12 protein-coding genes are annotated in these 13,261 nt (G+C 64.8%); 9 read left to right on the top strand and 3 right to left on the bottom strand.

Going from position 1 to position 13,261, the window contains the following annotated elements; genetic code table 11:
• Nucleotides 1-9 precede the first annotated feature (9 nt).
• Nucleotides 10-864 carry a TIGR01459 family HAD-type hydrolase gene (locus HB630_RS16090; RefSeq protein WP_213773229.1) on the top strand — a complete coding sequence of 285 codons (855 nt, stop codon included), beginning with the start codon at nt 10-12 and terminating at the stop codon, nt 862-864.
• A 160-nt stretch (nt 865-1,024) separates the two neighbouring features.
• Here the strand turns inward: HB630_RS16090 and HB630_RS16085 are convergent, their stop codons facing one another.
• A complete protein-coding gene (locus HB630_RS16085; RefSeq protein WP_213773228.1) occupies nt 1,025-1,420 on the bottom strand; it encodes a response regulator in 396 nt (131 codons plus the stop codon).
• A gap of 327 nt (nt 1,421-1,747) precedes the next feature.
• Between HB630_RS16085 and HB630_RS16080 the strand changes: the two genes are divergently transcribed.
• The 3 genes from HB630_RS16080 to lspA are packed head-to-tail and all read left to right on the top strand — an operon-like array spanning nt 1,748 to nt 6,259.
• Nucleotides 1,748-2,719, top strand: a complete 972-nt coding sequence (locus HB630_RS16080) for a bifunctional riboflavin kinase/FAD synthetase (RefSeq protein WP_213773227.1) — start codon at nt 1,748-1,750, stop codon at nt 2,717-2,719.
• 46 nt (nt 2,720-2,765) lie between these two features.
• The gene (gene ileS, locus HB630_RS16075) at nt 2,766-5,765 is read left to right on the top strand and encodes an isoleucine--tRNA ligase (protein WP_213773226.1); all 3,000 of its coding nucleotides are present in this window, start codon (nt 2,766-2,768) and stop codon (nt 5,763-5,765) included.
• Nucleotides 5,738-6,259 (top strand): signal peptidase II, encoded by a 522-nt coding sequence (gene lspA, locus HB630_RS16070; protein ID WP_213773225.1) that lies wholly within the window; start codon nt 5,738-5,740, stop codon nt 6,257-6,259. The genes ileS and lspA overlap by 28 nt, the downstream gene beginning before the upstream one ends.
• Before the next feature lie 26 nt (nt 6,260-6,285).
• On the opposite strand, the gene HB630_RS16065 is transcribed toward lspA, so the two are convergent.
• Entirely contained in the window at nt 6,286-6,435 is a 150-nt protein-coding gene (locus HB630_RS16065; RefSeq protein WP_213773303.1) for a hypothetical protein, read from the bottom strand.
• Between the two features lie 37 nt (nt 6,436-6,472).
• Between HB630_RS16065 and HB630_RS16060 the strand changes: the two genes are divergently transcribed.
• The 5 genes from HB630_RS16060 (at nt 6,473) to mutL (ending at nt 12,512) form a co-directional block, all read left to right on the top strand.
• On the top strand, nt 6,473-7,102 hold the full coding sequence (locus HB630_RS16060) for a hypothetical protein (RefSeq protein ID WP_346656100.1): 630 nt from the start codon (nt 6,473-6,475) through the stop codon (nt 7,100-7,102).
• Between the two features lie 133 nt (nt 7,103-7,235).
• A complete protein-coding gene (locus HB630_RS16055) occupies nt 7,236-8,624 on the top strand; it encodes a pitrilysin family protein (protein ID WP_213773223.1) in 1,389 nt (462 codons plus the stop codon).
• Nucleotides 8,546-10,000 carry a pitrilysin family protein gene (locus HB630_RS16050; protein WP_213773222.1) on the top strand — a complete coding sequence of 485 codons (1,455 nt, stop codon included), beginning with the start codon at nt 8,546-8,548 and terminating at the stop codon, nt 9,998-10,000. The genes HB630_RS16055 and HB630_RS16050 overlap by 79 nt, the downstream gene beginning before the upstream one ends.
• 172 nt (nt 10,001-10,172) lie before the next feature.
• Complete coding sequence (gene arfB, locus HB630_RS16045; protein WP_213773221.1) at nt 10,173-10,592, top strand: alternative ribosome rescue aminoacyl-tRNA hydrolase ArfB; 420 nt, start codon at nt 10,173-10,175, stop codon at nt 10,590-10,592.
• A 99-nt stretch (nt 10,593-10,691) separates the two neighbouring features.
• Nucleotides 10,692-12,512: a DNA mismatch repair endonuclease MutL gene (mutL, locus tag HB630_RS16040; RefSeq protein ID WP_213773220.1), complete on the top strand. Its 1,821-nt coding sequence runs from the start codon at nt 10,692-10,694 to the stop codon at nt 12,510-12,512.
• Between the two features lie 135 nt (nt 12,513-12,647).
• Here the strand turns inward: mutL and rsmD are convergent, their stop codons facing one another.
• Nucleotides 12,648-13,205 carry a 16S rRNA (guanine(966)-N(2))-methyltransferase RsmD gene (gene rsmD, locus HB630_RS16035; protein WP_213773219.1) on the bottom strand — a complete coding sequence of 186 codons (558 nt, stop codon included), beginning with the start codon at nt 13,203-13,205 and terminating at the stop codon, nt 12,648-12,650.
• Nucleotides 13,206-13,261: the final 56 nt, after the last annotated feature.

Genomic DNA, 13,261 nt, shown 5'->3' with positions numbered 1-13,261 from the left:
ATCCGTGTCATGACGGGCCTCCGTTTCGTCGAAAGGCTGCGCGATCTCGTCGATGGCGTGGACGTCGTGCTCAGCGACATCTGGGGCGTGGTCCATAACGGGCTGGAGGCATTTCCCGAGGCCTGCGAGGCGCTTCATAGCTTTCGCCAGCAGGGCGGCACCGTCATCCTGATCACCAATGCGCCGCGGCCGGCGGATTCCGTGCAGCGGCAATTGCGCAAGCTCGACGTCGCCGACGACACCTATGACGCGATCGTCAGCTCAGGCGATCTCACCCGGCATTACGTCGCCGATCACCCCGGCCGGAAAGTTTTCTGGCTCGGACCGGAACGCGACAATTCCATCTATCGCGGGCTCGATCCGGTGCTCGCGCCGCTGGGCGAGGCGGATTACATCGTCTGCACCGGTCTCCTGGACGACGAGACCGAATCCGCCGAGGATTATCGCGGCATGATGATGCAGGCGCGCGAGCGCAAGCTGCCGCTGATCTGCGCCAATCCCGACATCGTGGTCGAGCGCGGCGACCGCCTGATCTATTGCGCGGGCGCGGTCGCCGAACTCTATCGCGAACTCGGCGGCGAGGTGATTTTCTACGGCAAACCGCACCGGCCGATCTACGAACGGGCCATCGGGCTTGCGGCCGAGCGCCGCGGCGAGATGCCCCAGCTCAGCCGCGTCCTTGCGATCGGCGATTCCGTGCGGACCGATCTGGCGGGCGCCCACGGTTTCGGGATCGATTGCCTGTTCGTGACACGCGGCATCCACGCCGAAGAATTCGAGGGCATCGACCAGTTCGATCCCGCCTCGGTCAAGGAACTGTTCGGCCATCCGCCGCGGGCGCTGATGCGGGAATTGCGCTGGTAGTTGATGCCGTCGTCCCGGGATGGTCTGAAGGACCGGACCTCAGATGCGCAATTGCGCACCATAGTTCGCCTCTTCGAGACGCCCGGAATGACGGCGAAAAATAAAATGCCCGGACAATGCCGGGCATCTTGATTGGTCAGCGGGAAGTCGCCTGGCGCTATTACGCGCTCGCCATGTCCGGAAACACCGCTTCGATCTTGGTCTTCAGCGTGGCCGCATTGAACGGCTTGACGATATAATTGTTCACGCCGGCCTTCTTGGCCGCGATCACATTCTCGGTCTTCGATTCCGCCGTGATCATGATGAACGGCGTGGTGGCCAGATTGGGGTCCGCACGCACTTCCCGGAGCAGGTCGTAGCCGGTCATCGGCTCCATGTTCCAGTCGGAGATCACCAGCCCGTACTTCTTGTTGCGCATCTTGTTCAACGCAGCCGAGCCATCGCTGGCGTCATCGATATTCTCGAAGCCGAGCTGTTTCAGAAGATTTCTGATGATGCGGATCATGGTGTTGTAGTCATCCACCACCAAAACCGACATCGACAAATCAACCGCCATCTGGACCCCCGTTACGACGCCATTAACTATCAGTCTGCCTGGGACAGGAACGTCCCGCAGTTCGTCCCCAGCAGTAGCATCAGCCGTTAAACAGCCCGTTAACCGCCGCCTCCCGATACCGGATTTGACGTCCACCCCGGCGCTTTTTTCGGTTCTGACTGAATCAGAACGGGAGCTATCCTGGCTGTTTTGACGCGTTTTTTTCCCACAAACCGGTATCCGCCCTGCTCGAAGACGCCGCAGGCCCCGTTTTGGGACATCACTTGACTTCGCCGGGGCCGCCAAGCCACCGTCCGGCACCCGATTTGAGCTGAAGAATCCCTGAAAATGACGTCTGGCTTTACCGTTATCCGCGATTCCACGCCTTCCACCGCGATTCCGAGGGGAACCGTGGTCGCCATGGGGAATTTCGACGGCGTCCACCTTGGCCACCGCGCCGTGATCGCCGCGGCGCTCGAGATGGGGCGTATTCACGGCAAACCGGCGCTGGCGGTGACGTTCGAACCGCATCCGCGGCGGTTTTTCAGCCCGAATACCCCCCAATTCCGGCTGACCGACGAGGCCGCCAAGCTGCGGCTGCTGGCCGGGACCGGCCTCGCCGGCGCCGTGGTAATGACATTCGACGCCACCCGCGCCGGCACCACCGCGCAAGATTTCATTCACCATGATCTGATCGAGCGGCTCGGGATCAGCGGAATAGCCGTCGGCTACGACTTCCATTTCGGCAAGGGGCGGGTCGGCTCGCCGAGCCTGCTGGTCGGCGAGGCGCCCCGGCTCGGCATCGAGGTCGATGTGCAGCCGCATGTCGATATCGATGAGCGGCCGGTCTCCTCCAGCGCCATCCGCATGGCGCTCACCGAGGGGCATGTCGCCGATGCCACGGCGATGCTGGGCGGTCCCTGGTTCGTTACCGGTGAGGTGATTCACGGCGAGAAGCGTGGCCGCGGCCTCGGCTATCCCACCGCCAATATCCGCCTCGACGGCAATTGCGGGCTCAAGCACGGCATCTACGCCGTGCGGGTCGGCCGCGGTGATCAGCGCTTCGACGGCGTCGCGAGCTTCGGCCGCCGCCCCACCTTCGACAATGGCGCCCCGCTGCTGGAAGTCTTTTTGTTCGATTTCAAGGGCGATCTCTATGGAACCGCGCTGGACGTCGCCTTCATCGCCTTTATCCGCGATGAGCTGAAGTTCGACAGCGTCGATGCGCTGGTGCGCCAGATGGATAATGACAGCGCCCGCGCCCGCGCGGCCCTGGCGGCTGCTCCGGACGCGTTTCCGAAACTGGGGACGATTGGGTGATTTACGCCCCTCCCCCTCCCCATCAAAACACGCTATTCACCCCGCCATGAACGAAAAACCGCAAAAGTCCGACGCGCCGGACTATTCCAAAACCCTGTTCCTGCCGCAGACCGGATTTCCGATGCGCGCCGGCCTGCCGCAGCGCGAGCCGGAAATCCTGAACTATTGGAACGAGATCGGCCTTTACCGGAAGCTGCGCGAGACCGCCGCCGGACGGGCCAAATTCGTCCTGCATGACGGCCCGCCCTATGCCAACGGCCACATCCATATCGGGCACGCGCTGAACAAGATCCTCAAGGACGTCGTCACCAAGAGCCAGCAGATGCTGGGCTTCGACTCCAATTACGTGCCGGGCTGGGACTGCCACGGCCTGCCGATCGAATGGAAGATCGAGGAAGAGAACTACCGCTCCAAGGGCAAGCAGAAGCCGGATTTCCGCGATTCGGTGGCGATGGTGGCGTTCCGCCGCGAGTGCCGCGCCTATGCCAACCACTGGCTCGACGCGCAGCGCGAGGAGTTCAAGCGGCTCGGCGTCATCGGCGACTGGGATCACCGCTACGCCACCATGGATTATTTCGCGGAAGCCCAGATCGCCCGCGAACTGATGAAATTCGCCGCCAACGGCACGCTCTATCGCGGCTCCAAGCCGGTGATGTGGAGCGTGGTGGAGAAGACCGCGCTGGCCGAAGCCGAGGTCGAATACGAGGATTACACCTCGGACACGGTGTGGGTGAAGTTTCCGGTGGCCTCGCCGGCGCATGGCGCACTGGCCTCCGCCTCCGTCGTGATCTGGACCACGACGCCGTGGACCCTGCCCGCCAACCGCGCCATCAGCTTCTCGCCGAAAATCTCTTATGGCCTTTACAAGGTGACGGATGCGCCGCCGGACAACTGGGCCAAGACCGGCGACCTGCTTTTGCTCGCCGATGCGCTGGCGGAAAGCGTGTTCAAGCAGGCGCGCGTCACCGCCTATGAGAAGGTCCGCGATGTTCCAGCCGACACGCTCGACGCGGTGGAATGCGCGCATCCCCTGAAGGGTCTCGGCGGCAACTACCAATTCACGGTGCCGCTATTGCCCGGCGACCACGTCACCGACGATGCCGGCACCGGCTTCGTGCATACCGCGCCCGGCCACGGCCGCGAGGACTTCGATCTCTGGGTGTCGAACGCACGCGAACTGGAAGCGCGCGGCATCAACCCCGCCATTCCCTATACCGTCGACGAAAACGGCGCACTGACCGCGCAGGCGCCGGGCTTCGAGGGCAAGCGCGTCCTCAACGACAAGGGCGAAAAGGGCGACGCCAACGAGGCCGTGATCAAGGCCCTGATCGAGGCCGGCATGCTGCTGGCGCGCGGCCGGCTCAAGCATCAATATCCGCATTCCTGGCGCTCGAAGAAGCCGGTGATCTTCCGCAACACGCCGCAATGGTTCATTGCGATGGATAAGGACATCGCCGATCACGGCAAGGCAAAGCCTGGCGACACGCTGCGCGCCCGCGCGCTGCAGGCGATCGCCGTGACCCAATGGGTGCCGCCGGCGGGCCAGAACCGCATCACCGGCATGATCGCCGGCCGCCCCGACTGGGTGATCTCGCGGCAGCGCGCCTGGGGTGTACCGATTGCGGTGTTCGTGCGTGAAAAGGGCGACGGCTCCGCCGAAATCCTGCAGGACGATGCGGTCAACAAGCGCATTGCCGACGCTTTCGAACAGGAAGGCGCCGACGCCTGGTATATGGATGGCGCGCGCGAGCGCTTCCTCGGCTCCCTCGCCAACGAGGAATGGAAGAAAATCGACGACATCCTCGACGTCTGGTTCGATTCCGGCTCGACCCACGCTTTCGTGCTGGAAGATCCGGTGCATTTTCCGGGGCTGGCCGGCATCAAGCGCAAGATCGACGGCGGCGACGATACCGTGATGTATCTGGAAGGCTCGGACCAGCATCGCGGCTGGTTCCATTCGTCGCTGCTGGAAAGCTGCGGCACCCGCGGCCGCGCGCCTTACGACGTGGTGCTGACCCACGGCTTCACGCTGGACGAGAACGGCCGCAAGATGTCGAAATCGCTCGGCAACACCGTCGAGCCGCAAAAGGTGATGAAGGACTCCGGCGCCGACATCCTGCGGCTGTGGGTCTGCGCCACCGACTATGCCGACGATCAGCGGATCGGCCCGGAGATTCTCAAGAACACCATCGAGACCTACCGCAAGCTGCGCAACTCGATCCGATGGATGCTCGGCACGCTGCACCATTTCAAGCCGGCCGATGCGGTGGCGCATTCCGACATGCCCGAACTGGAGCGGCTGATGCTGCATCAGCTTGCCGAGCAGGCGGTGATCGTGCGCCGGGCCTATGCGGAGTTCGACTACAAGACGGTGATCGCGAGCCTTTCGGCGTTCATGAACACCGAATTGTCGGCGTTCTATTTCGATATCCGCAAGGACACGCTGTATTGCGACCCGCCGTCGTCGCTGGCGCGCAAGGCCGCGCTGACCACGATCGACATCATTTGCGACGCGATCCTGAAATGGCTGGCGCCGGTGCTGTCGTTCACGACGGAAGAGGCGTGGCGGATGTACAGGCCGGACGCGGAGCCCTCGGTGCATCTGACGCTGTTTCCGGAAGGCTTCGAAAAATTCCGCGACGATAGGCTGGCTGCGAAATGGGAGACCCTTCGCGACGTCCGCCGTGTCGTCACCGGCGCGCTGGAATTGGAGCGCGCCGCCAAGCGGATCGGCTCGTCGCTGGAGGCCTCGCCGCTGGTCTACGTCTCGGACCGGAATATCCTTGCCACCCTGTTTGATGTCGATCTGGCGGAAGTCTGCATCACTTCGAATTACGAGCTGCGGGAGGGCGAGGCACCTGCCGGCGCATTTCGCCTGGATGCCGTGCCCGGCGTTGCCGTGGTGGTCGAGAAGGCCGTCGGCACCAAATGCGCGCGCTCGTGGAAGATCCTGCCCACCGTCGGCGAAGACCCCGAATATCCCGACGTGTCGCCGCGCGACGCCCAGGCGCTGCGCGAATGGAAGGCGCTCGGGGTGGCCGTTTGAGCTCCCGCCTCCGTCCCGGCATCATCGCCGCCATCGTCACGCTGCTGCTCGACCAGGCCTCGAAATTCTGGCTGCTGCGCGTGTTCGACATCGCCCATCGCGGCGCGGTGAAGATCACACCGTTCTTCGATCTGGTGCTGGCGTGGAATATCGGGATCAGCTTCGGCTGGTTTCAGAGTGACAGTCCTGCCGCGCAGATCGCGTTGATGGCGGTCAAGGCCGTGGCCGTGGTCGTGCTGGCAATCTGGATGGCGCGGTCGCGTTCCTTGCTGGCGACCGTTGCGCTCGGCCTGATCATCGGCGGCGCCATCGGTAACGCCATCGACCGCTTCGTCTATGGCGCGGTGGTCGATTTTGCCCTGTTCCACATTGAGGTCAGTGGCCATACCTTCAACTGGTACGTGTTTAACTTGGCCGACGTGGCGATTGTTGCCGGGGTTATGGCCCTATTGTATGATTCCTTCCTGGGGGTACCCGCCGCAAAAGCGCCCTGATCGGGGCTAATACGGGCTCTCTAGGCTCAAATGACTTGCAGGTTGCCTGCAGGAGCGGAGCTGCGCCCCTGCCCGGCGATCCCGCGGGAAACCTTGAACAGGAACAACGCGATGCGCGATACCAAAGCCAGCAATTGGTTTGTGCGGAATGCTTCCGGCGCGCCGATGCATGCCATTCGGCTCGCCGCGGTCGCCCTCGGCATCGGCTTCGTGATGGCCACCGGCGCGGCCCGCGCCCAGGAGGATGACGAGGAAGACGACACGACCTTCGAGGAAAAAATCATCCAGGGCATCATGACCGGAATCGGCGGCACCAACATGGACAACCGGGGCATCGACTATCGCGAGCGTTCCCCGCTGGTCGTGCCGCCCAAGATCGACCTGCCGCCGCCGGCCGTCACGTCCAAAACGGTGAACGTGCCGAACTGGCCGAAGGACCCCGACGAAGCGCGCCATAAGGCAGCGGTCGCGTCCCGCAAGAACGATGACAAGGATCCGCTCAAGGCGGCCCGCGTCCTGACCCCGGCTGAAATGGCCGCCGGCAAGACCGCCAAACCTGCCCCGACCGGCATGGGCGATTCGGACACGCTGGTACCGGGCGGCGAGCCTGGCAGGACTGCGATTCTCAGCCCGTCGCAGCTCGGCTTTACCGGCAGCATGTTTAAAGTTTTCAAGGGCAACAGCAGCGAAACCGCCCCCTTCAAGGGGGAACCAACCCGGGAAACCCTGACTCAGCCTCCCGTGGGATACCAGACCCCGTCGTCCAATTTCCAATACGGCACCGGTCCCAAGGAATCGCTGAACAAGGAATACGATCCGGCCGCTGGCAAGTATGGCGATTGATCGCGCCTGCTGGCCCGTTTCGCAACACTCGACTTCGTGACATCCGGCCTTGCCTCGTCGGCGTATATTGCCGCCGCTTCTGTTGTCACGGCTTTTCCCGAATGATTCCGTTCGGGCCTTCAGACAGGTCATAATGCGCCCATACCGCCCCGCCGTTTTCATTCGCGCCGCGCTCGTCTCGGCCTTCGCATTCCTGACCCACGGCGCATCCGCCCAGACCACGGTGACTTCGGATCCTCCGGCCACGTTCACGCTGGATAACGGCCTCAACGTCGTGGTGATCCCGGATCACCGCACGCCGGTGGTCACGCAGATGATCTGGTACAAGGTCGGCTCCGCCGACGAGACGCCCGGCAAGTCGGGCCTTGCGCATTTTCTCGAACATCTGATGTTCAAGGGTACCAGCAAGCATCCGGCCGGTGAATTCTCGCAGACCGTGCTGCGGATCGGCGGCAACGAGAACGCCTTCACCTCCACCGACTACACCGGCTATTTCCAGCGCGTGCCGCGCGACCAGCTCGGCAGCATGATGGAGTTCGAGGCCGACCGCATGACCGGCCTGATCCTGAAGGACGAAAACGTGCTGCCCGAGCGCGACGTCGTGCTCGAGGAATACAACATGCGGGTCGCCAACAATCCGGAGGCGCGGCTGATCGAGCAGGTGATGGCGGCGCTGTATCTCAACCATCCCTATGGCCGCCCGGTGATCGGGTGGCACCACGAAATCGAAAAACTCAACCGCGAAGACGCACTGGCGTTCTACCGGCGTTTCTACGCGCCGAACAACGCGACGCTGGTGATCGCGGGTGACGTCGATGCCAAGGACGTCCGCGTCATGGCGGAGCAGACGTTCGGCAAGGTCGCGGCGCAACCCGCGATCCCGGCGCGGCGCATCCGCCCGCAGGAGCCGCCGCCGATCGCGCCGCGCACCGTGACCTTCGCCGATCCCCGCGTCGAACAGCCCAAGCTGATGCGCTATTATCTGGTGCCGTCCGCCACCACCGCGGCGGCCGGGGAAAGCGCCGCGCTCGACGTGCTGGCGCAGTTGATGGGCGGCGGCAGCAACTCCTATCTCTACCGCGCGCTAGTGGTCGACCAGCCGCTCGCCGTCAGCGCCGGCGCCGGCTATCAGGGCACCTCGCTCGACGCCACGCAATTCACGATCACGGCCTCGCCGAAACCCGGCGTCGAATTCGCGCAGATCGAACAGGTGATCGACCGCGTGATCGCCGGCATCGCGAAAGACACCGTGGCGGCTGAGGATCTCGAACGCGTCAAGACCCAGCTCATCGCCTCGGCGATCTACGCCCAGGACAATCAGGCGACGCTGGCGCGCTGGTACGGCGCGGCGCTCACCACCGGCCTCAGCGTCGAGGACATCAGAAGCTGGCCGGACCGCATTCGCGCGGTCACCGCCGAACAGGTGCGGGAGGCGGCGCAAACATGGCTCGACAAGAAGCGGTCAGTGACCGGTTACCTGATCAAGGATACCGCGCCGAAACCCGAGGAGAAGCGCTCGTGAGCAATCTGCGGGTTTACACGCGGCGCACCGCCCTCCTGGTCGGCGCCTGCCTTGCCCTGGCGCCGCTGGCGCCGACACCGTCGCAGGCGGCGGCCAGGATCCAGCATCTGGTTTCGCCCGGCGGCATCGAGGCCTGGTTCGTGCAGGACTCCACCGTGCCGGTGATCGCGATGGAATACGCCTTCGGCGGCGGCGCGACCCAGGATCCGGCCGGCAAGACCGGCGTCGCCAGCCTGGTTTCCGATTTGCTCGACGAGGGCTCCGGAGATCTGGATTCCAAGACCTTTCATGAGCGGCTCGACCGCCGCGCGATCGACCTCAGCTTCAGCGCGACGCGGGACTATTTCCGCGGCTCGCTGCGCATGCTGAAGGACACCAGCGACGAGGCCTTCGACCTGCTGCGGATGTCGCTGACCTCGCCGCATTTCGACAGCGCCGACGTCGAGCGAATTCGCTCGCAGGTCATTTCAAGCCTGCAAAGCGACACCACCAATCCGAGCGCCCTGGCCGGCCGCAAGTTCCTGCAAATGGCCTTTGGCGATCACCCTTATGGGAGGCCGGCCGACGGCACGCTGGAAAGCGTGCCGTCGATCACGATCGCCGATTTGAAGGATTACACCCGCCGCGTGCTGGCGAAAGATACGCTGAAAGTCGCCGTCGTCGGCGATATCGACGCCGGCAAGCTTGGCCAATTGCTGGACCGCACCTTCGGCAGCCTGCCGGCCAAGGCGCAGCTCACGCCGGTCCCCGACGTCGCGGCCGCCAAACCGCCGCAGCGCGCCTTCATCCCGCTCGACGTGCCGCAGACCGTCGTTACCTTCGGCGGCCCCGGCATCCGCCGCCACGATCCGGATTTCATGGCGGCCTATATCGTCAATCACATTCTCGGCGGCGGCGGTTTGTCGTCGCGGCTCTACCACGAGGTCCGCGAGAAGCGCGGCCTTGCCTATTCGGTCTACGAGTCGCTGGTGTGGATGGAACACTCCGCGATCTTCGTCGGCAACACCGGAACGCGCGCCGACCGCGCCGGCGATACGGTGGAAGCCATCAACCAGGAAGTCCGCCGCATCGCCGAGGAAGGCCCGACCCAGAAGGAACTGGACGAGGCCAAATCCTACCTGAAGGGCTCGCAGATGCTGGCGCTGGACACGTCCTCCAAGCTGGCCTCGGCGATGCTGCAATATCAGCTCGACGGCATGCCGATCGACTATATCGAGAAGCGCAACGCCATCGTCGACGCCGTGACGCTCGACGACGCCAAGGCCGCGGCCAGGCGGCTGTGGGGGCAGGGCCTGCTCACCGTGGTCGTCGGCCGCGCCCCGCAGGCCACCGCCGAGCCCGCGGCCATGACGCCGCCGCCGCCCAAGGCGAACTGAAGGGTGAATTGATTTTCTCCTGCGGGCAGCCAAGCTAAGCAGCCGCCCCGCGGCACGCTCTGCCCTCTCCCCCGCCTGCGGGAGAGGAACGGATGGAGCGCGGCGAAGCAACTTCAGCATAAAACCGCTATCTTGAGCTCGCCGATTCCTGACGAATGCCCCGGTGGACGCCATGCTGCGGATTTCCCGCAATCTTATCATCGACGACGACGACATCGAGATCTCGTTCGTGCGCGCCTCGGGTCCGGGCGGCCAGAACGTCAACAAGCTCTCGACCGCGGCGCAATTGCGCTTCGACACGCGCCGGGTCGCGCTGGCCGACGATGTCGCGGCGCGGCTAGAGCGGTTGGCGGGCCAGCGCATGACCAAGGATGGCGTGATCGTGATCCATGCGCAGCGCTTCCGGACCCAGGAGCGCAACCGCGCCGATGCCATTGACCGGTTGACGGAGTTGCTGCGCGAGGCATTGGTGCGCCCGACGCCGCGCCGCGCCACACGGCCGACGCTGGGCTCGAAAAAGCGCCGGCTCGAAGGCAAGAAACGCCGCGGCGACATCAAGGCCAACCGCGGCTCGCGCAGCTTCGATGATTAGGGCCGTGAACAACGGGGAGCGTCTTTCGGCGTTGCGCCCGCGGCCTCCCCTCCCACGGCAAAAATCTCTAGATTGAAGGCTCATTTCCGCGAGTCGCCGATGCCCGTCCGCCAGCTTCCCGAACAGATCGTCAACCGCATCGCCGCCGGCGAAGTGGTCGAACGTCCCGCGAGCGTGGTCAAGGAACTGGTCGAAAACGCCATCGACGCCGGCGCCAGCCGGATCGATATCTTCACCGATGGCGGCGGCAGGCGACGGATCGGCATCACTGACGACGGCAGCGGCATGACCTATGACGATCTGGCGCTGGCGGTGGATCGCCACGCCACTTCGAAACTCGACGACGAGGACCTGCTGCGGATCCGCACGCTCGGGTTCCGCGGCGAGGCGCTGCCGTCGATCGGCGCGGTGGCGAAACTCGGCATCACCACCCGCCATGGCAGCGAGCCGCATGCCTGGTCGCTCTCGGTCGAGGGCGGCGTGAAATCGGCGATCATGCCGGCGGCGCTGTCGCACGGCACCCGGGTCGAGGTCGGCGATCTTTTTTTCGCGACGCCGGCGCGGTTGAAATTCCTCAAGACCGACCGCACCGAAGCCGAGGCGATCCGTGAGGTGGTGCGGCGGCTGGCGATGGCGCGCCCCGATATTGCCTTCACCCTAGCTGGCGAGGAACGTGCGCCCGTGACCTGGGCCGCCGCACTCCCCGGCGCGCCCGGCCGGCTGACGCGGCTCGGCGATATCCTGGGCGCGGATTTCCGTTCCAGCGCGATCGAGGTGCGCGCCGAACGCGAGAGCGTGGTGGTCGAAGGCTTTGCCGCGGCCCCGTCGCTGACCCGCGCCAATGCGCTCGGGCAATATCTGTTCGTCAACGGCCGCCCGGTGCGCGACAAGCTGATCCTGGGCGCGGTGCGCGCGGCCTATTCCGACTATTTGCCGCGCGACCGCCATCCGGTGGTGGCGCTGTTCGTGACGCTCGATCCGCAGGAGGTCGACGCCAATGTGCATCCGGCCAAGACCGAGGTACGATTCCGCAACGCGGGCCTGGTCCGCGCCCTGATCGTGCATGCGCTGAAGGAGGGTCTTGCGCGCGAGGGCCGGCGCACCGCGGCCAACGTCGATGGCGCGGCGATCACGTCATTCCGTCCCTCCTTCGCGCCACGCCCCGCCAATTGGGACTGGCGCAGCTCGCCGGCTTTCTCTCAGGGATTTTCGCCCGCCGCGTCACGGCCGTCTTTCGAGGCAGCAACCGCTTTCGCCGAGCCGGGACAGGCCGCGTTCGATGTCGGCACGCCCACGGCCGATGTGCGGTTCGAGCAGGCGCCGTCCGCCGATCTGCTCGACCGTCCGCTGGGCGCGGCGCGGACCCAGATCCACGAAACCTATATCGTGTCGCAGACCCGCGACGGCCTTGTGGTGGTGGACCAGCACGCCGCCCATGAGCGCATCGTCTATGAGAGGCTCAAGGCTTCGCTGTCGAGGAACGGCGTACAGCGGCAGATCCTCCTGATCCCGGAGATCGTCGAACTGGACGAATCCACCGTGGAGAAGATCATGGCACGCGCCGACGAATTGGCTTCGTTCGGGCTCGCGGTGGAATCCTTCGGCCCCGGCGCCGTCGCGGTGCGTGAGACACCGTCACTGCTCGGCAAGGCCGACGCGGCGTCGCTGTTGCGCGATCTTGCCGAACACATGGCGGAATGGGACGAGGCGCTGCCGCTGGAACGCCGGCTGATGCATGTCGCGGCCACCATGGCCTGCCACGGCTCGGTGCGCGCCGGCCGCCGCCTCAAGCCGGAAGAGATGAACGCGCTGCTGCGCGAAATGGAAGACACGCCGAATTCCGGCCAGTGCAATCACGGTCGCCCGACCTATGTGGAGCTGAAGCTTTCGGATATCGAGAAGCTGTTCGGGCGAAGGTAGGGCGAGATGAGCCTATAGCGATTGGTATATCCGTCATTCCGGACGGCGCGAAGCGGCGATCCGGAATCTCGAGATTCCGGGTTCGATGCTTCGCATCGCCCCGGAATGACGGACGTACCAATGGATTGCCACGAATTACATACTGGCCCGCAAAAACACGAACTCGGTGTCGTCATAGGCGCGCCGCTCCAATTCCTCAAAACCTTCCGGCGCGGCGAACGCGGCCGCCTTGGCTTCCTCGACGACCAGCAGCGCGCCCGGCGTCAGCCAGCCGCCACCGCGCAGCGAGGCGAGCGCCTTCTCGGCCAGCTTCATGCGGTAGGGCGGATCGAGAAACGCCAGCGAGAACGGCTCGACCGGGTGCGCCGGTCCGAGATCGGTGGCGTCGCGGCGGTAGATCTTGGTCACGCCGCCAAGGCCCAACGTTTCGACATTGTTGCGCAACAGCGCACGGGCTTCGGCGCCATTATCGACGAACAGCGTGAATTTCGCGCCGCGCGAAACCGCTTCGATCCCGAGCGCGCCGGTACCGGCGAACAGGTCGAGCACCCGCGCATCCCCGATCGGATCGCCATAGGCGTGGATCAGGATGTTGAACACCGACTCGCGCAAGCGGTCCGCGGTCGGACGGATGTCGCGCGACGACGGCGATGCCAGATTTCGGCCTTTCAATCGTCCGCCAACGACGCGCATGGCTACATCCCTTGCCGGGGTGAGCGAGACGTTGCCGCAACGGCAGTAGACCCCCT

This window comes from Bradyrhizobium sp. dw_78 (assembly GCF_018449525.1).
Classification (GTDB): Bacteria; Pseudomonadota; Alphaproteobacteria; order Rhizobiales; family Xanthobacteraceae; genus Bradyrhizobium.
This window is presented reverse-complemented; position numbering and strand designations above follow the sequence as displayed.